The sequence below is a fragment of the Streptomyces sp. NPDC001108 genome, from assembly GCF_053598535.1.
In genome coordinates, this window is the sequence record NZ_JBSFKL010000033.1 from 1 (window position 1) to 21,489 (window position 21,489).

Annotated in this window: 21 protein-coding genes; 13 read left to right on the forward strand and 8 right to left on the reverse strand. The window is 72.6% G+C overall.

The annotated features are described in order from the left end of the window. Positions 1-469: 469 nt before the first annotated feature. The 7 genes from ACWC97_RS33560 to amaP all read left to right on the forward strand — a co-directional run bounded on the left by ACWC97_RS33560 (position 470) and on the right by amaP (position 4,178). Complete coding sequence (locus ACWC97_RS33560) at positions 470-691, forward strand: helix-turn-helix domain-containing protein (RefSeq protein WP_010987827.1); 222 nt, start codon at positions 470-472, stop codon at positions 689-691. Between the two features lie 143 nt (positions 692-834). Continuing rightward, the gene (locus ACWC97_RS33565; RefSeq protein WP_352280285.1) at positions 835-1,626 is read left to right on the forward strand and encodes an enoyl-CoA hydratase/isomerase family protein; all 792 of its coding nucleotides are present in this window, start codon (positions 835-837) and stop codon (positions 1,624-1,626) included. 230 nt (positions 1,627-1,856) lie between these two features. Next, positions 1,857-2,330: an Asp23/Gls24 family envelope stress response protein gene (locus tag ACWC97_RS33570; protein WP_352280286.1), complete on the forward strand. Its 474-nt coding sequence runs from the start codon at positions 1,857-1,859 to the stop codon at positions 2,328-2,330. A gap of 33 nt (positions 2,331-2,363) precedes the next feature. Further along, positions 2,364-2,555: a hypothetical protein gene (locus ACWC97_RS33575; RefSeq protein ID WP_352280287.1), complete on the forward strand. Its 192-nt coding sequence runs from the start codon at positions 2,364-2,366 to the stop codon at positions 2,553-2,555. Next, positions 2,552-2,914: a hypothetical protein gene (locus tag ACWC97_RS33580; protein WP_352280288.1), complete on the forward strand. Its 363-nt coding sequence runs from the start codon at positions 2,552-2,554 to the stop codon at positions 2,912-2,914. Before ACWC97_RS33575 ends, ACWC97_RS33580 begins: the two co-directional genes overlap by 4 nt. Next, positions 2,911-3,594: a DUF6286 domain-containing protein gene (locus tag ACWC97_RS33585; RefSeq protein WP_450653584.1), complete on the forward strand. Its 684-nt coding sequence runs from the start codon at positions 2,911-2,913 to the stop codon at positions 3,592-3,594. Before ACWC97_RS33580 ends, ACWC97_RS33585 begins: the two co-directional genes overlap by 4 nt. Beyond that, a complete protein-coding gene (amaP, locus tag ACWC97_RS33590; protein ID WP_450653586.1) occupies positions 3,591-4,178 on the forward strand; it encodes an alkaline shock response membrane anchor protein AmaP in 588 nt (195 codons plus the stop codon). Before ACWC97_RS33585 ends, amaP begins: the two co-directional genes overlap by 4 nt. Positions 4,179-4,243: 65 nt before the next feature. On the opposite strand, the gene ACWC97_RS33595 is transcribed toward amaP, so the two are convergent. From ACWC97_RS33595 to ACWC97_RS33615, 5 genes are all read right to left on the reverse strand, one after another. Beyond that, positions 4,244-4,999 carry an SDR family oxidoreductase gene (locus ACWC97_RS33595; RefSeq protein ID WP_352280291.1) on the reverse strand — a complete coding sequence of 252 codons (756 nt, stop codon included), beginning with the start codon at positions 4,997-4,999 and terminating at the stop codon, positions 4,244-4,246. A 4-nt stretch (positions 5,000-5,003) separates the two neighbouring features. Beyond that, on the reverse strand, positions 5,004-6,803 hold the full coding sequence (locus tag ACWC97_RS33600; protein WP_352280292.1) for a glycoside hydrolase family 15 protein: 1,800 nt from the start codon (positions 6,801-6,803) through the stop codon (positions 5,004-5,006). Between the two features lie 115 nt (positions 6,804-6,918). Further along, positions 6,919-7,740, reverse strand: a complete 822-nt coding sequence (locus ACWC97_RS33605; protein WP_450653589.1) for an SURF1 family cytochrome oxidase biogenesis protein — start codon at positions 7,738-7,740, stop codon at positions 6,919-6,921. A 93-nt stretch (positions 7,741-7,833) separates the two neighbouring features. Next, complete coding sequence (locus ACWC97_RS33610) at positions 7,834-8,067, reverse strand: hypothetical protein (protein ID WP_352280294.1); 234 nt, start codon at positions 8,065-8,067, stop codon at positions 7,834-7,836. A gap of 63 nt (positions 8,068-8,130) precedes the next feature. Next, a complete protein-coding gene (locus ACWC97_RS33615; protein ID WP_450653591.1) occupies positions 8,131-9,147 on the reverse strand; it encodes a DEDDh family exonuclease in 1,017 nt (338 codons plus the stop codon). Positions 9,148-9,282: 135 nt separating this feature from the next. On the opposite strand from ACWC97_RS33615, the gene ACWC97_RS33620 reads away from it, so the two are divergent. Then, positions 9,283-9,996 (forward strand): VIT1/CCC1 transporter family protein, encoded by a 714-nt coding sequence (locus ACWC97_RS33620; protein WP_402395928.1) that lies wholly within the window; start codon positions 9,283-9,285, stop codon positions 9,994-9,996. Positions 9,997-10,002: 6 nt separating this feature from the next. Here ACWC97_RS33620 and ACWC97_RS33625 read toward each other — a convergent pair whose 3' ends face one another. After that, positions 10,003-13,107 (reverse strand): NACHT domain-containing protein, encoded by a 3,105-nt coding sequence (locus ACWC97_RS33625; RefSeq protein WP_450653594.1) that lies wholly within the window; start codon positions 13,105-13,107, stop codon positions 10,003-10,005. A gap of 159 nt (positions 13,108-13,266) precedes the next feature. Here ACWC97_RS33625 and ACWC97_RS33630 point away from each other — a divergent pair, with 159 nt between their 5' ends. Further along, complete coding sequence (locus ACWC97_RS33630) at positions 13,267-14,151, forward strand: sterol desaturase family protein (protein WP_450653596.1); 885 nt, start codon at positions 13,267-13,269, stop codon at positions 14,149-14,151. Next, a complete protein-coding gene (locus ACWC97_RS33635) occupies positions 14,148-14,831 on the forward strand; it encodes a lysoplasmalogenase (RefSeq protein WP_450653598.1) in 684 nt (227 codons plus the stop codon). The genes ACWC97_RS33630 and ACWC97_RS33635 overlap by 4 nt, the downstream gene beginning before the upstream one ends. On the opposite strand, the gene ACWC97_RS33640 is transcribed toward ACWC97_RS33635, so the two are convergent. Together ACWC97_RS33640 and ACWC97_RS33645 are read right to left on the reverse strand one after the other, a co-directional pair. Continuing rightward, entirely contained in the window at positions 14,821-16,236 is a 1,416-nt protein-coding gene (locus tag ACWC97_RS33640) for a CoA transferase (RefSeq protein ID WP_450653600.1), read from the reverse strand. The two genes, ACWC97_RS33635 and ACWC97_RS33640, sit on opposite strands and share 11 nt — an antisense overlap. Positions 16,237-16,363: 127 nt before the next feature. Beyond that, positions 16,364-17,899: a S8 family serine peptidase gene (locus ACWC97_RS33645; RefSeq protein ID WP_352280301.1), complete on the reverse strand. Its 1,536-nt coding sequence runs from the start codon at positions 17,897-17,899 to the stop codon at positions 16,364-16,366. 296 nt (positions 17,900-18,195) lie between these two features. Here ACWC97_RS33645 and ACWC97_RS33650 point away from each other — a divergent pair, with 296 nt between their 5' ends. The 3 genes from ACWC97_RS33650 (at position 18,196) to moaA (ending at position 21,385) form a co-directional block, all read left to right on the forward strand. Next, positions 18,196-18,564 (forward strand): DUF485 domain-containing protein, encoded by a 369-nt coding sequence (locus tag ACWC97_RS33650; RefSeq protein WP_352280302.1) that lies wholly within the window; start codon positions 18,196-18,198, stop codon positions 18,562-18,564. Next, entirely contained in the window at positions 18,561-20,201 is a 1,641-nt protein-coding gene (locus ACWC97_RS33655; protein ID WP_450653602.1) for a solute symporter family protein, read from the forward strand. Before ACWC97_RS33650 ends, ACWC97_RS33655 begins: the two co-directional genes overlap by 4 nt. Before the next feature lie 194 nt (positions 20,202-20,395). Continuing rightward, the gene (gene moaA / locus ACWC97_RS33660; RefSeq protein ID WP_450653604.1) at positions 20,396-21,385 is read left to right on the forward strand and encodes a GTP 3',8-cyclase MoaA; all 990 of its coding nucleotides are present in this window, start codon (positions 20,396-20,398) and stop codon (positions 21,383-21,385) included. Positions 21,386-21,489: the final 104 nt, after the last annotated feature.

Genomic DNA, 21,489 nt, shown 5'->3' on the forward strand with positions numbered 1-21,489 from the left:
GTCGTCCTCGTCACCCACGACGAGGGAGCGGTCGAGGCCCTCCAGCCCGAGCGCATCATCCTGCTCCCCGACGGCGTCGAGGACCTGTGGGGCGCGGACTACCGGGACCTGGTCGCACTGGCCTGACCCGCCCGCCGCCCGGCCCGGTCCCCCCTGTCTGGATCATTCGGCCTACGCGTGATCCATCATCTGCGTGAGGGCGTCTCGTACCCGGTCGCGGGGCCCGGCGGAAACCCGCCGGGCCCACCCGTATGGCGGGCCGAACCGCCCGGACGGCCCTGACCTGCCGATTCGACCCGGACCGCGTCCCGGCTGCCCCCACAACCCCACGGAATACGGGGTTCCCGGCGGGTCCGGCCCCCGTCCGGCCGGGAACGCGCGCGCACGGACCTTGCCGAATGGGTGGCCAGGAAGCCCCCGAGGGGTGATCATGAGAAGTCCAGAGCGCACTTCCCATGAGGAGGCACGGGTGGCCGAGACTCTGAAGAAGGGCAGCCGGGTGACCGGCGCCGCGCGTGACAAGCTCGCGGCAGACCTGAAGAAGAAGTACGACTCCGGTGCGAGCATCCGGGCGTTGGCCGAAGAGACCGGCCGCTCCTACGGATTCGTCCACCGGATGCTCAGCGAGTCCGGAGTGACGCTGCGGGGACGCGGCGGAGCGACACGGGGCAAGAAGGCCACCACGGCCTGACGGTGATGGCCGGGGCAGGCCGCAGGCCCGTCCCGGAGCTCATCGGTTCGGTGGTGCCACCCGGTCGGCAGCGATGCGGACCGGGTGGTTACTGTTCAGTCACTTAGCTCCGCATGCCGACTGAACCGATCCGGAGGCGCCCCATGACCTCGCTCGACCCCGTGCTCGACAAGGACGGCGTACGACTCACCGTCGACGACGCGGTCGCCACGGTGACCCTCACCAATCCGGCCAAGCGCAACGCCCAGTCTCCCGCTCTGTGGCGGGCGTTGACGGAAGCCGGTCGGGCCCTGCCCGGCAGTGTGCGGGTCGTCGTGCTCCGCGGCGAGGGCAAGTCCTTCTCCGCGGGGCTGGACCGGCAGGCGTTCACCCCCGAGGGGTTCGACGGTGAGCCGTCCTTCCTCGACATGGCGCGCGGCTCGCAGGACGAGCTGGACGCGACCATCGCCGAGTACCAGGAGGCGTTCACCTGGTGGCGCCGGAACGACCTCGTGTCGATCGCGGCGGTCCAGGGGCACGCGATCGGTGCCGGCTTCCAGCTCGCCCTCGCCTGCGATCTGCGGATCGTCGCCGAGGACGTGCAGTTCGCCATGCGCGAGACCAGTCTCGGGCTGGTGCCCGACCTCACCGGTACGCACCCCCTGGTGCACCTGGTGGGGTACGCCCGCGCGCTCGAAATCTGCGCCACCGGCCGCTTCGTGCACGCCGAGGAGGCCGAGCGCACCGGCCTGGCCAACCTCGTGGTGCCCGCCGGTGAGCTGGACGCGGCGGCCCGGGACCTGGCCGGCGCGCTGCTGGCCGCCCCGCGCGACGCCGTGGTGGAGACCAAGGCGCTGCTGGGCGGTGCCGTCGCGCGCGGTTACGAGGAGCAGCGGGTCGCCGAGCGCGCCGCGCAGGGCCGCCGGCTGCGCGACCTGGCGGGCCTCTCCGACTGAACCCCGGCCCCACCCGGCCCCGCGGGGCGGATCCGTACTCCGGACCCGCCCCGCACCCGTTCCCCGCTTTCGGCCCTCCGCCTTCCGTTCCCCGTTCCTCGTTCCCCGCTTTCCGCACGGGCCGTCGCCCGTCTTCCCTTCCCCGGCATGCCGCACCCATGGCGCGCGACCGGGCAACCGCCCCTAATGTGGGCAAAGAGGCACATTCTGCCCTGAAGGGAAACATGGCGATGACCGAAACCACGCAGCGGAACCGGCCCGACAACCCCGACAAGGAATCGAGCCCGCTCACCAGGCGCGGCCAGGGAGCCCCCGCCACCCGCGGCCGTACGACCATCTCCGACGGGGTGGTCGAGAAGATCGCCGGCATGGCGGCCCGCGACGTGGTCGGCGTCCACGCGATGGGCAGCGGCCTCTCCCGGACCTTCGGCGCGATGCGCGACCGGGTGCCGGGCGGCGGCAAATCCGTCACCCGAGGGGTGAAGGCGGAGGTCGGCGAGGTCCAGACCGCGCTCGACCTGGAGATCGTCGTCGACTACGGCGTCTCGATCGGCGAGGTCGCCCGGGACGTCCGGGAGAACGTGGTCGCCGCCGTCGAGCGGATGACCAGCCTGGAGGTCGTCGAGGTCAACATCGCGGTCAGCGACGTGAAGCTGCCCGACGAACCCGATGACGACGATCAGCCCGAGCCACGTCTCCAGTAGGTCCGGTCGGCCCGCACAGTCGAGGAGCGCACGATGAGCATGGCGGTGGTCGGCATGGTGGCCGGCATGGCACTCGGATTCGCCGGGTACTTCGGCGGATTCGGGGCCTTCCTGCTGGTGGCGGCCCTGGGAGCGGTCGGCTTCGTCGCCGGCCGCCTCCTGGAGGGCGATCTGGAGCCCGGTGACTTCTTCCGGAGCCGCGACCGCGGCGACCGACGGCGATGACGGCCGTGCCGGAGGCGGGCGCCCGGATCGCCGCGGGGGAGCGGGGGGAGACCCGGATCGCCGACCGGGTGATCGCGAAGCTCGCCGCGCAGGCGGCGAAGGAGGCGGCCGGCCGGCCGCCCGAGGGATGCGCCGCGCCGCGCGCCACGGTCACCGTGCACCGGGACACCGCCCGCGTCCGGGTGAGCCTGGAACTCGGCTACCCCTGCGACATCGGCCACCGGTGCGGTGCGGTACGGCGCCGGGTCGTCGAACGGGTGGAGGCCCTGGCGGGGATGGACGTGCCCGAGGTGACCGTACAGGTCGAACGGCTGCATCCGACCGGAGCGGGCGCCGCTGCGCGGGGGTGGCTCCGGTGACCGGACCCGAAGAGCCCGGGCACGGCACACCGTCCCCCGACGCGGCCGGAACCGAGCGGGGAGAGGTCCTCCAGCTCGACCGGTCCACCTCGTCCACCGCCCGCGAACCGGCCCCCGGGCGGCGGGCGGCGGGCGGCCGGGCCGGCCGTTTCTGGGCGCGGCGCCGCATCCCCGCGGCGCTCCTCGCGCTCGTGGTCCTCGGCGGAAGCGGGCTGCTGCTCTACGACGTCGCTGCGGTACGGGCCGGCCGCCCCGCGATGCGATGGCGCCGCGACCTCGCCGACCAGCTGGCCGAGCGCCCGCTCTCCGACGTCTGGCTGCTCGGCGCCGCCGTCCTCGCCGTGCTGATCGGTCTGTGGCTGCTCCTGCTGGCCGCCACCCCCGGCCTGCGCGCCCTGCTGCCGATGCGCCGCGACCGCCCCGGCGTCCGGGCCGCCCTCGACCGCTCCGCCGCCGCCCTGGTGCTGCGCGACCGGGCCGTCGAGATCGCCGGGGTGCAGTCGGTGCGGGTTCGGATGGGCCGGCGCCGGGCGGCGGTGCGCGCCGTGTCGCACTTCCGCGCACTCGACGACGTACGGGCCGACCTGGATACCGTGCTCCGGGCCGGGGTCACGGAGCTGGGACTGGCCCGGCCGCCGAGCCTGTCCGTGCGGGTGCGCCGGCCGGCGAAGAAGGGATGACGTCGATGCTCAGGACCGTCAACCGCGTGCTGCTCGGGCTGGCCGGGCTGGTGCTGGTCTGCGGCGGCGGCGCGGTCCTCGCCGCCGGGACCGGACTCTCCGTACCGTCCTGGTGGCCCTGGCGGGGCAAGGACGACGTGCTGCTCTCCGTGGCCGACCGGAACCGCTGGCGCGGGGAGGGCTGGTGGTGGCCCACGGTCATCGCCGCCCTCGCCGTCGTGGTCGTCCTCGCCCTGTGGTGGCTGCTGGCCCAGACGCGCCGCGCCCGCCTCGCCGAGGTGCTGGTGGACAGCGGCGACGGCGAGGGGGCGCTGCTGCGCGGCCGGGCCCTGGAGGGGGCGGTCGCCGCGGAGGCGGAGGCGCTGGACGGGGTGGACCGCGCCCAGGCCGCGCTGACCGGCAGACGGTCCGCGCCACGGGCCCGGATCACCCTGCTGATGGAGCCGCACGCGACCCCGGACGAGGTGCTCGGCCGCCTCACCGACGAGACGCTGGCCCACGCCCGCGACTCGGCGGGACTGGCCGAACTGCCGGCCGAGGTGCGGCTGAAGGCGGTCGGACACCGGGCCGAGCGGGTGAACTGACCCACCACCCGCCCCCGGCGCGTGCGCCGGGGCCGCGGGACGCGCGGGCGGTGGCGGACTGTGGCTCAGAAGCCGTGCCGGGAGCCGCCGTCGACCGGCAGCATGATGCCGGTCAGGTACGAGGCCGCGGGCGACAGCAGGAACGCCGCGGTCCGGCCGAACTCCTCCGGGGTGCCGTACCGGCGCAGCGGAATCCGCGCCGAGTTGGCCGCCCGGGCCGCCTCCGCGTCGCCCGACAGGGCGTCCAGCTCCCGCACCCGGTCCGTGTCGATCCGGGCCGGGAGCACGCCCACCACCCGGATGCCCCGGGGACCCAGCTCGTCGGCGAGCGACTTGGCGAAACCGGCGAGACCGGGGCGCAGCCCGTTGGAGATGGTGAGCCCGGCGATCGGCTCGTACACGGAACCGGAGAGCACGAAGCCGATCACCCCGCCCTCGCCGAGCACCGCCGCCGCGGCCCTGGCGAGCCGCACCGCCCCCAGGAACACCGACTCGAAGGCCGACTGCCACTGCTCGTCGGTGTTGTCGGCGACGAACCCGGGGGCCGGGCCGCCGACGCTGATCAGAATGCCGTCCAGCCGGCCGAACCGCTCGTGCGCCGCCTCCATCAGGTGCCGCGCGGAGTCGGGGTCGGCGTTGTCGGCGGCCAGCCCCACCGCGTCCGGCCCCAGCTCGGCGGCGGCCGCCTCGGCGCGTCCCGCGTCGCGTCCGGTGACGATCACCTTCGCGCCGTCGGCGGCCAGCGCCCGCGCCGTGGCGTTGCCCAGCCCCCGGGTCGCTCCGGTGACGATGTACACACGGTCCTTCAGTCCAAGATCCATGCCCCTATCCTGCCGCCTCCGGCTCCAGGGTGTCCTCACCGGCCAGCGCCATGGCGGTGCCGACCAGCCCGATGTGGCTGAACGCCTGCGGGAAGTTGCCGAGCAGACGGCGGCCGACGGTGTCGTACTCCTCGGAGAGCAGCCCCACGTCGTTGCGGAGCTCCAGCAGCTGCTCGAAGAGCTCCTTGGCCTCCGCCTTTCGTCCGGTCATGACCAGTGCGTCGGCCAGCCAGAACGAGCAGGCCAGGAATGCCCCTTCGCTACCGGGCAGTCCGTCGATCGAGGCGCCGTCGGTGCTGTAGCGGCGCAGCAGGCAGCCATGGCCCAGCTCGGCCCGGACCGCGTCGACCGTCCCGGCCAGCCGGGGGTCGTCCGGCGGCAGGAACCCGGTCCGGGCGATCAGCAGGGTCGCGGCGTCCAGGTTCCGCGAGCCGTAGGACTGGGTGAAGGTGTTGCGCACCGGGTCGTACCCCTTCTCGCACACCTCCCGGTGCACCGCGTCCCGCATGGCGCGCCACCGCTCGGCGTCACCGGCCAGCGAGGGATTGCCCTCCAGGGTGCGGACGGCGCGGTCGGCGGCGACCCAGGCCATCACCTTGGAGTGCACGAAGTGGCGGCGCTGGCCGCGGATCTCCCACAGCCCCTCGTCCGGCTCCCGCCAGGTCGACTCCAGGAAGCCGAGCAGGCTGAGCTGGAGGTTCCAGGCGTGCGGTTTGTCGTCCAGACCCGCCTCGCGGGCGAGCCGCAGCGAGTCGATGACCTCCCCGTACACATCGAGCTGGCGCTGGCGGACCGCCTCGTTGCCGATCCGGACCGGGGCGGAGTTCTCGTAGCCCGCCAGCCACGGCAGCTCCGTCTCGGGGAGTCTGCGCTCGCCCGCGAGCCCGTACATGATCTGGAGGTCGGCCGGGTCCCCGGCGACCGCCCGCAGCAGCCAGTCCCGCCAGGCGGCGGCCTCCTCCAGGTAGCCGGCCGAGAGGAGGGCGCCCAGGGCCAGGGTGGAGTCCCGCAGCCAGCAGAAGCGGTAGTCCCAGTTCCGTACGCCGCCGATCTCCTCCGGCAGCGAGGTGGTGGGCGCCGCCACGATGCCGCCGGTCGGGCCGAAGGTCAGCGCCTTCAGCGTGATCAGCGAGCGGACCACCGCCTCCCGGTAGGGGCCCCGGTACTCGCACCGGGCCGACCATTCGGCCCAGTCGGACAGGGTGTTCTCCAGCGCCTCGTGCGGGTCCACGAGGTCGGGGCGGGGCGAGTGCGAAGGATGCCAGGTCAGGACGAACGCGACCTTCTCGCCCGCCGTGACGGTGAACGACGAGCAGGTGGAGAACTGCTGGCCCCAGGTCTTGACCGGCGGCTCGCTGCGCAGCCAGACGGAGTCCGGCCCGGCGACCGCCACCCGGTGCCCCTTCGAGCGGCGCATCCACGGCACCACCGAGCCGAAGTCGAAGCGCAGCCGGATCACCGAACTCATCTCGACGGTGCCGCTGACGCCCTCGACGATCCGCATCACCTCGGGCTCCTTGTCCCGGTGCGGCATGAAGTCGATGACCTTGACGGTGCCGGTACGGGTCTCCCAGAAGGTTTCCAGGACCAGGGAGTCACCCGCGTAGCCGCGCCGGGTGCAGACCTCCGCGCCGCGCGGGGCGATCCGCCAGTGGCCGTTCTCCTCGTCGCCGAGCAGTGCGGCGAAGCAGGCACCCGAGTCGAAGCGGGGCAGGCACAACCAGTCGACGGACCCGTTCCTGCCGACCAGGGCGGCCGTCTGGAGATCGCCGATGAGGGCATAGTCCTCGATGAGTGGGGTCACGTACTGCCGTGTTCCCGGAGGGACGCCCGGTTAAGCAGACCCGGACGGCGGAGGTCACCCGGCCGGTACGCCGTGCCCGCATCCGGCGGACACCACCGGCCCGGCGGGCCGGACATCAGGCCGTGGCGGGTTCCGGCTTCTCCGGCGATCCGGGCCCGGCGGGCTGTTTCCCGGCGGCCGCCTTCGCCGCGGCCGCCAGCCGGTCGCGCTTCTCGCGGCGGGCCAGGACCACGTAACCGACCGGGACACCGGCGGCGAAGAGCCACCACTGCACGGCGTACGCCATGTGCGGACCGATCGAGCCGTCGTCCGGGGCCTCGATCAGCTCCGGGAGGCCGCCGAGGGGCTCGGGGGCGGTCAGCTCGATGTAGCCGCCGAACACCGGCCGGGAGAGCCGCTCGGCCTGCTGGGCGCTGTTGATCAGCATCACCTGACGGTCCGGAAGGTCGGAGATGTCCTTGATGCCGCTGGCGCTGGTCGTCTCGTCGGCCTTGAGCCGTCCGGTGATCCGCACCTCGCCCTCGGGGACGAGCGGGACGTCGGGGAAGGCGCTCTGGCTGGTGGCGGAGGGCACCCAGCCGCGGTTGACCAGGACCGTGCCGCCGCCCTTGAGATCGAAGGGGATCAGCACATGGACGCCGATGCGGCCGTCGGCCGCGGTCCGGCGGCGCACCACCACCTCGTGCTCGCTGTCGTACGTACCGGTGGCGGTCACCGTCCGCCAGTAGTCGGAGCGCGGGACGGTGTGACCCGGGGAGGTGAGCGAGGCGACCGGGACCGGCTTCGCCTTGAGGTTGCGGGAGATCAGAGCGTTCTGCGCGACCTTGTGCTCGTGCCGGTGCAACTGCCAGAAGCCCAGCTCGACCATCGTGGGGATCAGGACGAGGACGAGCAGGGCGAGGGCCAGCCACTGCCGGGTCAACAGGAAGCGGTACACCCCACGACCGTACAACCGCGTCGTGGGGCGCCGTGCGCAGGGGTGGGGGAAGCGGGCGAGGGGCGGTGGGGGCGCCGCTCCGGCCTGGTCGGTTCAGACCTTGTCGATGATGCCCACCTGCCCCTCGGCGCGGGAGCAGTGACCGCCGCAGAACCAGTGCCCGTCGACCTCGACGCCCTGGCCGATGATCTGGACCCGGCAGTGCTCGCAGATGGGCGCCATCCGGTGAATGGCGCAGGAGAAGCAGTCGAAGACGTGCACCGCGCCCTGCGCGTGCACCTCGAAGGACATGCCGTAGTCGTTTCCGCAAACCTCACAACGTGCCATGAGCCACAGGGTGGGACGGGAGGACGGCGACGGGCGAGCGGCGGGCGGGCGAGTCGCGCCGGTTCACTCCGATGACGGCGGAGCCGCCGACGACGGAGCCGCCGCCCGGCCCGACGCCGGGGCGACGTCGCGCAGCAGGTGGGTGAAGGCGCTCTCGTCCACGATCGGGGTGCCGAACGACTTGGCCTTGACCGTCTTCGACGTCGCCGAGTCCGGGTCGTTGGTGACCAGCAGGCTGGTCAGCCGGGAGACGCTCGTCGCCACATGCAGCCCGGCCTCCACGGCCCGGTCCTCCAGCAGCTCGCGGTCTATCGAGGTGTCGCCGGAGAACGCCACCCGCATGCCCTGCATCAGCGGCTTCTCCTTCTCGTACCGCCCGGGGTTGGGGTACGGGCACGGCGGGCGCTTGCGCGAGGTGCGCCAGCTGCCGTGACCGTACGAGGACTGGTAGCCCACCCTCGGGGTGACCGGCGACTCCGACCACTCGGTCAGCGGCCGGCACTCCAGCAGCGGCAGCCGCACCCCGTCCCGTGCCGCCGCGTGCAGACTCGGCCGGAACGCCTCGGCCAGCACCCGGGCGTCGTCCAGCGCGTGGTGGGCGCGCTGCTGCACGACACCGAAATGCGCGGCGAGCGACTCCAGCTTGTGGTTGGGCAGCGGCAGCCGCAGCTCCTTGGCGAGCGCGATCGTGCACAGCCGCTGCTCGACGGGGGCGACGACCGAGGCCCGCGCGTACTCCCGGGCCAGCATCGACCAGTCGAACGCCGCGTTGTGCGCGACGAGCACCCGCCCGGCGAGCCGCTCCGAGAGCTGTGCGGCGATCTCCGGGAAGAGCGGAGCGCCCTCCAGCACGTCGCTGGTCAGCCCGTGGATCCAGACCGGGCCGGGATCACGCTCGGGGTTGACCAGGGTGTACCAGTGGTCCTCGACATCGCCCTGCGCGTCCAGACGGTAGACGGCGGCGGACACTATCCGGTCGTCCCGGGCGAGTCCGGTGGTCTCCACGTCGACGACCGCGTACCCCTGCGGGTAGGCGGTCGGCCACGGTGCTGCGGTCTGGCGGTCGTCGAGCATGGTCACAGAGAATACGGGCCGCCACTGACAGTCTCCTATTCGGGAACGGCCGGACTTGGCGGCCGCCCCGCCGCGCGACACCCCGCGGGGCGACTGGGCCGGTACCCCCCGACGCGCCGCCCGGGGTGAGACCATCCCCGGGTGACGGATACCCGGGGACACCACGAACCGCACGGCAACGGACTCGGCGCACGGCTGAACTGGCTGCGCGCCGCGGTCCTCGGCGCCAACGACGGTGTGGTCTCCACCGCTGGCCTGGTGGTCGGCGTGGCCGGTGCCACCGGCGACCGGGGCGCCCTCCTCACGGCGGGCCTGGCCGGACTGCTGGCCGGCTCCATGTCGATGGCCGCGGGGGAGTACGTCTCGGTCTCCACCCAGCGGGACTCGGAGCAGGCCGCCCTCGCGACGGAGAAACGCGAGCTCAAGGAGACCCCGGAGGCGGAACTCGAAGAGCTGACCGGCCTCCTGCAGGGCAAGGGGCTGAGCCACGACATCGCCCGCGAGGCCGCCGTCCAGCTCACCGAACGCGACGCGCTGCGCGCCCACGCGGAGGTCGAACTCGGCATCGACCCGGACGAGCTGACGAACCCCTGGCACGCGGCGGGCGCCAGCTTCCTCGCCTTCACGGTCGGTGCCCTGCTGCCCCTCCTCGCGATCGTGCTCCCGCCGTCCACGCTGCGCCTCCCGGTGACCGTGGTCTCGGTGCTGGCGGCCCTGGCGTTCACCGGCTGGTGGAGCGCCCGCCTCGGGGAGGCACGGATCGGCCCGGCGGTGCTGCGGAACATGGCGGGCGGCGCGGTGGCGATGGCGGTCACCTACGCGGCGGGGGAGTTGCTGGGGGCGGTGGGGGTGTGAGGGCCGTCAGGCGAGGCGCACGATGCGCTCGGGCGGGAAGCGGTCGGTGCCGATGGCCACTGTTTCGCCGCCGAGGTGGATTGTGAGTCCGTCCAGGTCGGCCAGGGGGGTGAGGTCGACCGGCCCGTCGTTCCAGTCGGTGTGCAGGGTCAGGTCCGTCAGCGCGGGTAATTCGCGGAGGTGACCCAGGCCCTGGGGGAGCAGGCAATGGGTGAGAACCAGTTTCCGGAGCCCGGTGAGGCCGGCGAGTGTGCTCAGAGAGGGGACCGCGATCGTACTGAGGCCGAGCCAGGCGAGGCGCTGGAAGAACGGGTTCCGGTGCATGTACCTGACGTGCCGCAGATCCTGCAGGCCGAGCGCCCTCAGTTCGGTGTAGTGCTCGATGCCTTCCAGGCTCAGGTTTGACACTTGATGGCCGAGGGCCAACGTCGTGAGGTGCGAGCCCAGGGGCAGCTCGGAGAGGCTGCCGACAGGGAAGCGGTGGTTCAGGGTCAGTCCGTGAAGGCCGGTGAGCGGCTCCAAGTGTTCCTTTGGCAGATCAGGATGCAATTCGGTCAGGGAGAGCAGGATCAGAGGAAGATCCGACAGCGGGCTGAGATCACGGACCCCGGGACACAGGCTTAGCCCTACATCCGTGAGCGAGTGAATCGCGGCGAGCGGGGAGACGTCGGTCAGCGCCTCGTTGTTGTGGACGAAGAACCTCTCCAACCCGTGGCGCGCGACCAGTGGTGAAAGATCCGGTCGATTGCCGTGAAACCGAATGCCCCCAGCCTTGGGTACATGCCGCAGGGCCGCCAGTTGGCCGTCGTTCCCCACGGACAGGGAGGCCGCGTTCCACTTCTGTGCCGCGAGCACCTCCCGGGCGTAGTCGTCGGTGTCGAACGAACTCCACGCCTCGGCCAGGTGGAACGCCACTTGGCCCCGCTCGTCATTCCGATACCCCTTGATCACCTCGAACGCCGCCTCGCCACCCACCAGTGCTGCCGTCAGCACCACATACCCCGCCGCGTACTCGCTCTCCACCTCTCCCGGCCCCGGTAGCAGGCCCAAAACCAGTTCGCCGATCTCGGCCAGTGCCTCCGCCTCCGCCCTCGTACGCGGCGGCAGCAGCTCCGCCGTCCGCTGCTGGACCTCCGCGCGCACCGCCGGGTCCAGTTCCGGGGCGTGGTCCAGGGAGGCCGCCGCCAAGAGGACGAGGCGGCTGCGGTGCTCCTTCGTCCGGGCGGCGCGCTTCAGTAACTGCCTTAGCAGCTTGGCCCGTTCGTCGGTGCGGGCGTGGCCCACCGCCATCTGGATCACGTCGTGCCACTGGTCGTCGTGCCCGTGCTTCACCAGTACGCCGAAGTCGCGGGCCTCCACCGCCGCCTTGGCGCCCAGGTAGTCCTGGAACGTCCGGTGCACGAACCCCACCGCGCCCGGCGCCGGTTCGCGCAACAGGCCGCTCCGGATGAGTAGATGGGCGAAGACCGCCTCGGCGCCGCCCCGTACCTGGGGCATGGCCGTCAGCCACTCGCCCACCATCTCCTGGGCCTCGGTGCGGTCGGCCTCGGCCTGGCCGTTGCGGATCAGCCAGTACGCGAGGCGTTGCAGCAGTGCCGTCTGCTCCTCGCGGGTCAGGTCGACGCCCTCGACCCCGGCGATGTCCCGCTCGGTGTCCCGGCGGACCAGCAGCATGTCCAGGGCGGCGTCGTACAACTCCTTCCGGGCGCGAGGGAGTTGCATCCGCCGGTCCCGGTTCAGCGCGCACAGCAGGGCGCACATCAGCGGGTTCGTCGCGAGCCGTGCCAGGTCGCGGCGCGTGCCCACCGCGCGCCGCAGCGAGGCCTCGTACACATCGAGCTGCTCGCGCTCCTCCGGGGAGGGGCACTCCGTGCGGGCCGCCGCGTGCCAGTGCTCGACGAACAGGCGGATGTCCTCCCGGCTCATCGGCAGCAGCGCGTGCGGCTCGAAACCGAGCCCCGGACCGGACAGCCAGCTCTCCGGCACCGCCGACGGCCGGGTCGTCACCACGTACCGGGCCTTCGGGTACGCCGTGATCAGGTCCTTCAGCCACTTCTCGGTGCGCCGCCGCTGCCGCATCGGGACCTCGTCCACCCCGTCGACCAGGACCAGCGCCCGGCCCTCGGTCAGCAGCCGGTCGGCCCACCCGGCGGGCGCCGCGCCGTGCAGCGGGACCCCGGTCGCGCGCAGGAAATCGTCCGGTACGGGCAGCGCATCGTCCGAGGTGAACGCGCGCAGCCGCAGGACGAAGGGCACGCAGCGGTTCCACTCCGCCAGGGCGGGGCCGAACGTGCGGCGGGCGGCGTTCACCGCGAGCCACTGCACCAGGGTGCTCTTGCCCGAACCGGCCGGGCCCCGCAGCAGCAGCCGGTCCGTCCCGGCGAGGGCCTGCTCCACAGAGACCGTCACCGCGACCGGGTGGTCCAGCCCGTCGTGATGCCGGACGGCACCCCCGCTCACCGTCAGACTGATGTAGGCCGTCTCCAGCGGCCATTCGGCGGCGGTCCGCCCGAGTGTCAGCCCGAACAGCCCCATCCGGCCGTGCGACGTGGCCATGAACCGCGCGTACCGCTGCTCGAACTCCAGCGCGGCGGCGTCCGGGCGCGGGCCGACCCGGTCCCGTACGTCCGCCACCAGCTCCCGCGTCCGCGCCGTCGCGCGGGTCTGCTCCACCGCCGCGCGCGCCAGGAAGGACGGCTCGGCGGTCAGCTGCTCCACCAGATGGGCGCAGCACCGGACGAGCAGCTCCCCGTACAGCCCGGCCGCCCGCTCCGACAGGCCCGCGTCGGGCGGCGGCAGTTCGGCGGCCAGCCGTTGTGGATCGAGGTCCATGGCGAACAGCCGCTCCGGCGTCGGGCCGCCCGCCGCCGCGAAGGCGTCCCGTACCGCGTCCACCGCCGCCAGCCGCTCGTGCTCCGGCAGGTCGGCGTGGGCGGCGGCGAGCCGGTCACCGAGGACCCGGGCCAGCCGGTCCGGCTCCGCCGGGCGGGGGAGCGGGCGCACCGGATCCGGGACGAGCCCCGCGCCCGGCTTCTTCGTCAGCAGCGACCTGGCCACCGTGGAAGCGACCGTCGTCGCCAGCCGGAGCAAAGCAACTTCCAGACCGGACAAGCGCGTTCCCTCCCCGCCGGACACCTCGACGGAGGGATCGTACGACGCCTGGACGGCCCTCCTTGGCGGAAGCCTCCAAAGACTGCTGACAGCTTGTCTCGCATACTTGTTGGTAACCACCTCTAGTCCCCGGCCGACCTGCGGCTCTACGGTGCAGGCATGCCGCCGAACCTGCCCGATGTCGTGCTCTGGTCCATACCGGCCTTCGTCCTGCTCACCGTCCTGGAAATGGCCCTGCACCACTTCCATCCGGACGAGGAGACCGCCGGGTACGAGGCGAAGGACACCGTCACCAGCATCACCATGGGGCTGGGCAGTCTCGTTTTCGACCTGCTGTGGAAAGTCCCCATCGTCGCGATCTACACGGCGGTCTACGAACTGACCCCGCTCCGCGTACCCGTGCTGTGGTGGACGATCCTGCTGATGCTGCTCGCGCAGGACTTCTTCTACTACTGGTCGCACCGCGGACACCATGTGATCCGCATCCTCTGGGCCTGCCACGTGGTCCACCACTCCAGCCGGAAGTTCAACCTCTCCACCGCGCTGCGCCAGCCCTGGACCTCGCTGACCGTCTGGCCGTTCTACCTGCCGATGATCGCGTGCGGGGTCCATCCGGCGGCGCTCGCCTTCTGCTCCTCGGCCAATCTCGTCTACCAGTTCTGGGTGCACACCGAACGCGTCGACAAGCTGCCCCGGCCCTTCGAGTACGTACTGAACACGCCGTCCCACCACCGGGTGCACCACGCCTCGCAGGGTGGCTACCTGGACCGGAACTTCGGCGGCATCCTGATCGTCTGGGACCGGCTCTTCGGCTCGTTCACCGCCGAGACCGAGCGGCCCGTCTTCGGCCTCACCAAGAACATCGGGACCTACAACCCGCTCCGGGTCGCCACCCACGAGTACGCCGCGATCGCCCGTGACGTGCGGGCGGCGGGTACCTGGGGCGAGCGGGCCGGGCGGGTCTTCCGGGGCCCCGGCTGGCAGCCGGCCACCGCCACCGCCACCGCTCGTACCGCCCCCGCCCCCGAGGAGACCGCCGGATGACCACCGACACCACCCCGGACCTGCGGGAGCGCCTGGTACGCCCGCTGCTCGTCGCCTTCCTGGTGGCCTCCGCCGTCGACCTCGTCGGGGTGCTCGCCGACCTCCCGGCCGCCCACCAGACGGCCAAGCCGCTGCTGATGCCGCTGCTGGCCGGGTACGCCGCCGCCCGGCGCGGGCCCCGGCTGCTCGTCGCGGCGCTGCTGTTCGGCTGGGGCGGCGACACCTTCCTGCTGTTCGACTCGGACCTCGGCTTCCTCGTGGGGATGGGCTCCTTCGCGGTGGGCCACGTCTGCTACCTGTGGCTCTTCGGGCGGGTCCGCTCCTCGGTCCCGGTCGGGGTCGGGTACGCGGTCGTCCTGGCCACCGTCGTCGCACTGCTGTGGAGCGGGCTGCCGGAAGGGCTGCGGATCCCGATGACCTGCTACAGCCTGCTGCTCGCGGCGATGGCCTACCGGGCGGGCACGCTCGGTAGGTACGCGGCCGTCGGCGGGGCGCTGTTCCTGCTCTCCGACACACTGATCGCCACCGACATCGCCGACTGGCCGCAACTGCCCGCCCCCGGCTTCTGGGTCATGTCCACCTACCTCGCGGCCCAGTTCCTGCTGACCGTCGGGGTGCTGGGCGCACAGGGGGCGACCGGGCGCGCGGCGGAGGGGACGGCGGAGCCCGTCAGTCCGTGAGCCAGTCGGCGGTGTCGGCCCCGAGGCGTCCGGGCGGGCGCGACCAGCCGGCGGGGCCGCCCTCGAATGCCACCGGTGACACCGCGTGCCGCAGCCGGCCCAGCGGACTGCCGGTCTCCGTCAGCCACCGCTCCGGCTCGTACGCGGCCCCCGTGCCCTCCCGGGCGGCCGGGGCGGGCAGTTCGCCGAGCAGCCAGGCGGCGGTACGGGCCAGCGAGAGCGTCACCAGCCGGGAGCCGCCCGTGTCGTGCTGCTCGGTCAGCGCCCGCAGCACGGCGGCGGCCAGCAGATAGCCGGTGCCGTGGTCGAGCGCCTGGGCGGGCAGCGCGCCCGGCCGCTCCCCGTCCCCCGCCTCCACCGCCGCGATGCCGGTGGCCACCTGGACGAGGCTGTCGAAGCCGCGCCGTCCCGCCCACGGGCCGGCCGTCCCCCAGGCGGAGAGCCGGGCGACCACCACGCCCGGTCGGCGCGCGGCCAGTTCACCGGGCGTCAGCCCGAACCGGTCCAGCGCCCCGGGCCGGTAGCCGGTGACCACCACGTCCGCCCCGGACAGCAGCCGGTCGAGGGCGGCGGCCCCCGCCGGGGCGGCCAGGTCCAGCTCCACCGACCGCTTCCCGAACCCGGTGTCGGCGTGCGCGTCCTGGCTCTCCGGGAAGCGCGGCGGGTCGATCCGCAGCACGTCCGCGCCGAGCAGCGCGAGGGTACGGGTGGCGACCGGCCCCGCGATCACCCGGCTGAGGTCGAGGACCCGCACTCCGGCGGCGGGCAGCAGCGGATCGCCGGTGAGCGCCGCCGACCCGCGCGCCGGTGCGTCGTCGAGCCGCTCCCGGCCCACCAGCCCGGTGGCCGCGACCGAGGCGCCCTGCGGGCCGGCCGCCCACTGCCCGGGGGTGCGGGCGGCCACGGCGAGACCGCCCGCCGCGTACACCGTCCGTTCGATCTCCTCGCCCCGGCGCCCCGCGAACGACGCGGCGACGGCCTCCACCGCGGGCCCGTCCGGGGTGTCCGGCGCCAGCCCCAGGGTGCCGAGCAGCCGGGACCGGTGGTGCGGGTAGTTGGCGTGGGTGCGGACCCAGCCGTCGGCGCAGGGCCAGAACCGGGACAGTGGGGCGAAGGAGACCGGCGCGCGCCCGTCGATCCGCAGATGGCGTTCGCTGACGAACGCCGTTGCCACCGCGGCCTCGTCGACCCGGACCCGGCCCACCGGGCGCCCGGTGCGGCGCGCGGCCAGTTCGGCGGCGGCCAGGGAGCACACCGCGACGGTGGACCGGGCCAGCTCCCGCACCGGCAGCCGGGACGGCAGCAGTCCCCCGGGGCCGTCCGCCCCGACCCGGTCGAGCAGCGCGGGACCACCGCCGAGCGCCGTCCACGCCTGCTCCGTACCGGACTTACGTGTCATCGCCATCCACTCACTATGGCACCGGGTGCCACCTCGGGGAAGCGCCCCCGGCCGGGACGGCGGACGGCCGCAGAAGACTGCGGGAGGGACCGGCCGCGTGCTCCGGTCCCTCCCGCCGCGTCATGGCGTACCGCTACCAGCGGACCGCGTTCAGCGCGTTCACCACACCGGCACCGTAGAAGCCGTTCTTCTTCTTGCCGCCCTCGCAGACGGCGTCGACCGTGCCGTCGCCGTCGATGTCGTACGGGGCACCGCACGCGGTGGCGTCCGCCTCCGCGAGCAGCAGCGCCTTCACCGCGGCGGCCGAGGCGTGCGGGTGCGTCGACTTGATGAGGGCCGCGACCCCCGAGACGTGCGGCGCGGCCATCGACGTACCGGCCTTGTAGCCGTACTGGCCGTTGGGCAGCGTCGAAAGGATCAGACCGCTGGTCGCCGGCGGGGCGGGCGTCTGGTAGACCGTCGAGTCACCGCCCGGGGCCGAGACGTCGATGACGCCGTTCCCGTAGTTCGAGTACGAGGCCTTCAGGCCCTTGGCGCCGGTCGCGGAGACCGTCACGACGCCCGGCAGCTGCGCGGGGATGTCCAGGCACTCGGACGGGTCGATCGTCCGGGTACCGGGCGTGGAGTCGTTCGGGCTGGTGGTGTCCTCGATCGCGTCGGAGGCCAGGTCGAAGGCGCTGTTGCCGGCCGAGGCGACGTTGACCGCGCCCTTGCCCTCCGCGTACCGGGTGGCCCGTGCGACGGCCTCGACCAGGGCGCCCTGGTCGGCGTCGTTCTTGCAGTTGAACATCCACGGGTCGGTGTAATAGCTGTTGTTCGTGACGTCGATCTTGTGCTCGGCGGCCCACATGAATCCGCAGACGATCGACTCGGTGTAGAAGAACCCGTCCGGGTTCGCGACCTTGATGGCGGCCAGCTTGACGCCCGGGGCGACGCCCGTGATGCCGACGCCGTTCTTCGCGGCCGCGATGGTCCCGGCGACATGCGTGCCGTGGTTGCTCTCGCCGGCCTTCGGGCGCCAGGCGCCGTCCGAGGTGTCCGCCACGCCGGAGGCACAGCTCGCGGACGCCGACCGGTCGAAGTTCGGGGCCAGGTCCGGATGGGTGTCGTCGACGCCCGTGTCGATGACCGCGACCGTGACCTTGCTGCTGCCCAGCGTCTTCTTGTGCGCCTGGTCCGCCTTGATCGCGGGCATGTCCCACTGGAGCGGTGCCATCGGGTCCTGGTCCGCGGTCGCCCCGGCCGCCGCCGCCTTCGCCTGCGCGGCGGTCAGCGGCTGCTCGGCCCCGGTGTCCGTGGTGGCCTGCGGGACGATCGGGTTGGTGCGGGTGGCCCCCACGGAGTCGACGCCCTTGACCCGGCGCATCGTCTGCGCGAAGTCCGGGGTCTGCGCGTGGACGACGATGACGCCGATCTTGTCGTAGGAGGCGACGACCGTGCCGCCGGCCTGGGATATCGCCTTCGTCACCTGCTTGACGGTCCCGGGACCGCTTCGCGTGTTGACCACGTAGGAGAGCTTCGGGCCGTCCGTCGACACCGCGGCCGCGGACGGCGCGTCCACGGGGGCGGCGGAGGCGGCGTTCGCGGGCAGGAAGCCGAGCGAGGCCGTGAGCGCCAGTCCGACGGGCAACGTGAGCGCGCGGGTCCGTCTGGAACGCAGATGAGCCATGGGGTCTCCACATCATCCGTGCCGGGCGACCGGACGCGGGCGCACCCGGTCGCGTACATGACCAGTGAAGTTATCGCTGATCATGCCCGCTCATCAATGAGTAGGGACGCCCTGATTCGGCCGGACGGGTGTCGAACATCGTGCGGGAGAAGTCCGCGGTCCGGTGAACCGCCGCGCCGCGCCCTCCGTGCCGTTCGTCGGGGAAGGCGCGCCGACACCTGTTCCGCCGTTGCCGGACCCTCCTGTGAGACCCGCCGTCGTCCGACACCACCGCACCCGCGTCGCGAGGAGATTCCGTGGCTACCGATGCACCGCCGCCCGAGGCCGCCCAGGGGGAGGCCGGCCCCGACCGGCCCACGACCGAGGCCTTCCTCGCGATGCAGGAGAGCGAGGAGTTCGGCGAACTGCGCCGCTCGTACCGCTCGTTCGCCTTCCCGCTGACCATCGCGTTCGTCCTCTGGTACCTGCTCTACGTACTGCTGTCCAACTACGCGGGCGGCTTCATGGGCACCAAGGTGTTCGGCAACATCAACGTCGCCTTCGTCTTCGGCATCGCCCAGTTCGTCACCACCTTCCTCATCGCCTGGTTCTACTCGCGGCACGCCGCGGCGAAGCTCGACCCCAAGGCCGAGGCGATCAAGTCCCGTATGGAGGCCGACGCATGAGCGCCGCACACCCCTCGCACACCGTCCTCCAGCTCGCCGCCTCCTCGACCACCGAGCACCGGCCGCTGATCATCACGCTCTTCGCCGTCTTCGTCGCAGCCACCCTGGGCATCACGGTCTGGGCCGGCCGCCAGACCCGCAGCGCCGCCGACTTCTACGCGGGCGGCCGCCAGTTCACCGCCTTCCAGAACGGGCTCGCGGTCTCCGGCGACTACATGTCCGCCGCCTCGTTCCTCGGCATCGCCGGGGCCATCGCCCTCTTCGGCTACGACGGCTTCCTCTACTCCATCGGCTTCCTGGTCGCCTGGCTGGTGGCCCTGCTCCTGGTCGCCGAACCGCTGCGCAACTCGGGCCGCTACACGATGGGCGACGTCCTCGCCTACCGGATGCGCCAACGCCCGGTCCGTACCGCCGCCGGCGTCTCCACCATCGTCGTCTCGATCTTCTACCTGCTGGCCCAGATGGCGGGCGCGGGCGTCCTGGTCTCCCTCCTCCTCGGCATCACCAGCGACGCCGGCAAGATCCTCATCGTCGCCCTCGTCGGCGTCCTCATGATCGTCTACGTCACCATCGGCGGCATGAAGGGCACCACCTGGGTGCAGATGGTCAAGGCCGTCCTGTTGATCGCGGGCGCCCTGCTGATGACCTTCCTCGTGCTGCTGAAGTTCGACTTCAACGTCTCCGACCTGCTCGGCACCGCCGCCGCGAAGAGCGGCCACGGAGCGGCGTTCCTGGAGCCCGGACTCAAGTACGGCGCCACCGGCACCTCCAAGCTGGACTTCCTCTCCCTGGGCATCGCCCTCGTCCTCGGCACCGCCGGCCTGCCGCACATCCTGATCCGCTTCTACACGGTGCCGACCGCCAAGGCCGCCCGCAAGTCGGTCAACTGGGCCATCGGCATCATCGGCGCCTTCTACCTGATGACGATCGCGCTCGGCTTCGGCGCCGCCGCCCTGATCGGCCCCGACGAGATCAAGGCCAAGAACCCGGCCGGGAACGCCGCCGCCCCGCAACTCGCCGAATACCTCGGCGGCGTCGGCTCCACCAGCGGCGCCGTCCTGCTCGCCGTGATCTCGGCCGTCGCCTTCGCCACCATCCTCGCCGTCGTCGCCGGCCTCACCCTCGCCTCCTCGTCCTCCTTCGCCCACGACATCTACGCCAACGTCATCCGCAAGGGGAAGGCCACCGAGAAGGAGGAGATGAAGGCCGCCCGCTGGGCCACCGTCCTCATCGGCGCCGTCGCGATCGTCCTCGGCGCCTTCGCCCGCGACATGAACGTCGCCGGACTGGTCGCCCTCGCCTTCGCGGTCGCCGCCTCCGCCAACCTGCCGACCATCCTCTACAGCCTCTTCTGGAAGCGGTTCACCACCCAGGGCGCCCTCTGGTCGATCTACGGCGGCCTCGCCAGTTCGGTGATCCTCGTGCTGTTCTCCCCGGTCGTCTCCGGCAACCCGAAGACCTCGATGTTCAAGGGCGTCGACTTCGCCTGGTTCCCGCTGGAGAACCCCGGCCTGATCTCCATCCCCCTGGGCTTCCTGCTCGGCTGGATCGGCTCCCTGCTGTCCAAGGAGGAGCCCGACCGGGGCAAGTACGCCGAGCTGGAGGTCAAGTCCCTCACCGGCGTCGGAGCCCACTGACCCGGGCCCGCGACCTGCGAGAACCCGGCTCCGCGGCCGTGTCGTAGATCCCTACGACACGGCCGCGCCCTCCTCGTGCCAAACGGGCCCCGCCCGCGGGGCCGCTCTCGCGTAGGCTCGGAAGAGGGCCGGAGATACCGGCCGGAGCGGGCGGGGGCCGGTACCCGCGACCGCGAACGGGGGAGGGGGACCACATGCTCATCGACACCTACGACCGGGTGGCCACCGACCTGCGCGTCTCGCTGACCGACCGGTGCAACCTGCGCTGCACCTACTGCATGCCGGAAGAGGGGCTCCAGTGGCTGGCCAAGCCCGACCTGCTCAGTGACGACGAGATCGTCCGGCTGGTCCGCATCGCCGTCACCCGCCTCGGCATCACCGAGGTCCGCTTCACCGGCGGCGAACCCCTGCTGCGCCCCGGGCTCGTCTCCATCGTCGAGCGGTGCGCCGCCCTCGACCCCCGCCCCCGGCTCTCCCTCACCACCAACGGCATCGGCCTGAAGCGCACGGCCGAGGCCCTCGAAGCCGCGGGCCTGGACCGGGTCAACGTCTCGCTGGACACCCTGCGCCCGGACGTCTTCAAGACCCTCACCCGCCGCGACCGCCACCACGACGTACTGTCCGGCCTCGAAGCCGCCCGCGACGCCGGACTCAACCCCGTCAAGGTCAACAGCGTCCTGATGCCGGGCCTCAACGACGACGAGGCCCCCGACCTGCTCGCCTGGGCCGTGGAACACGACTACGAGCTCCGCTTCATCGAGCAGATGCCGCTCGACGCCCAGCACGGCTGGAAGCGCGACGGAATGATCACGGCGGGCGACATCCTCGCCTCGCTGCGCACCCGCTTCACCCTCACCGAGGAGGACGCCGGGGCCCGGGGCTCCGCCCCCGCCGAGCGCTGGATCGTCGACGGCGGCCCCCACCGGGTCGGTGTCATCGCCTCCGTCACCCGCCCCTTCTGCCGGGCCTGCGACCGGACCCGGCTCACCGCCGACGGCCAGGTGCGCACCTGCCTCTTCGCCCGCGAGGAGACCGACCTGCGCGGCGCCCTGCGCTCCGGCGCACCGGACGAGGAGATCGCCCGGATCTGGACGCTCGCCATGTGGGGCAAGAAGGCCGGATCGGGCCTGGACGACCCGTCCTTCCTCCAGCCCGACCGGCCGATGTCGGCGATCGGCGGATAGGGCTCGGGTCCTAGGACCTGTCTTCAAACTGCCGCCTGCCGTGCGGCGCCCGGCACGCACGCTCGCCGCGTTGTCGGGGTCACCCCGATACATCCAGTATCGGA

Excerpts from the sequence above, each read along its gene's own strand:
- amaP (WP_450653586.1), top strand. The coding sequence starts at position 3,591 with ATGACGTCGATGCTCAGGACCGTCAACCGCGTGCTGCTCGGGCTGGCC.
- ACWC97_RS33645 (WP_352280301.1), bottom strand. The coding sequence starts at position 17,899 with ATGGCTCATCTGCGTTCCAGACGGACCCGCGCGCTCACGTTGCCCGTC.
- ACWC97_RS33565 (WP_352280285.1), top strand. The coding sequence starts at position 835 with ATGACCTCGCTCGACCCCGTGCTCGACAAGGACGGCGTACGACTCACC.
- ACWC97_RS33575 (WP_352280287.1), top strand. The coding sequence starts at position 2,364 with ATGAGCATGGCGGTGGTCGGCATGGTGGCCGGCATGGCACTCGGATTC.
- moaA (WP_450653604.1), top strand. The coding sequence starts at position 20,396 with ATGCTCATCGACACCTACGACCGGGTGGCCACCGACCTGCGCGTCTCG.
- ACWC97_RS33630 (WP_450653596.1), top strand. The coding sequence starts at position 13,267 with ATGCCGCCGAACCTGCCCGATGTCGTGCTCTGGTCCATACCGGCCTTC.
- ACWC97_RS33610 (WP_352280294.1), bottom strand. The coding sequence starts at position 8,067 with ATGGCACGTTGTGAGGTTTGCGGAAACGACTACGGCATGTCCTTCGAG.
- ACWC97_RS33640 (WP_450653600.1), bottom strand. The coding sequence starts at position 16,236 with ATGGCGATGACACGTAAGTCCGGTACGGAGCAGGCGTGGACGGCGCTC.
- ACWC97_RS33580 (WP_352280288.1), top strand. The coding sequence starts at position 2,552 with ATGACGGCCGTGCCGGAGGCGGGCGCCCGGATCGCCGCGGGGGAGCGG.
- ACWC97_RS33655 (WP_450653602.1), top strand. The coding sequence starts at position 18,561 with ATGAGCGCCGCACACCCCTCGCACACCGTCCTCCAGCTCGCCGCCTCC.
- ACWC97_RS33570 (WP_352280286.1), top strand. The coding sequence starts at position 1,857 with ATGACCGAAACCACGCAGCGGAACCGGCCCGACAACCCCGACAAGGAA.
- ACWC97_RS33635 (WP_450653598.1), top strand. The coding sequence starts at position 14,148 with ATGACCACCGACACCACCCCGGACCTGCGGGAGCGCCTGGTACGCCCG.
- ACWC97_RS33595 (WP_352280291.1), bottom strand. The coding sequence starts at position 4,999 with ATGGATCTTGGACTGAAGGACCGTGTGTACATCGTCACCGGAGCGACC.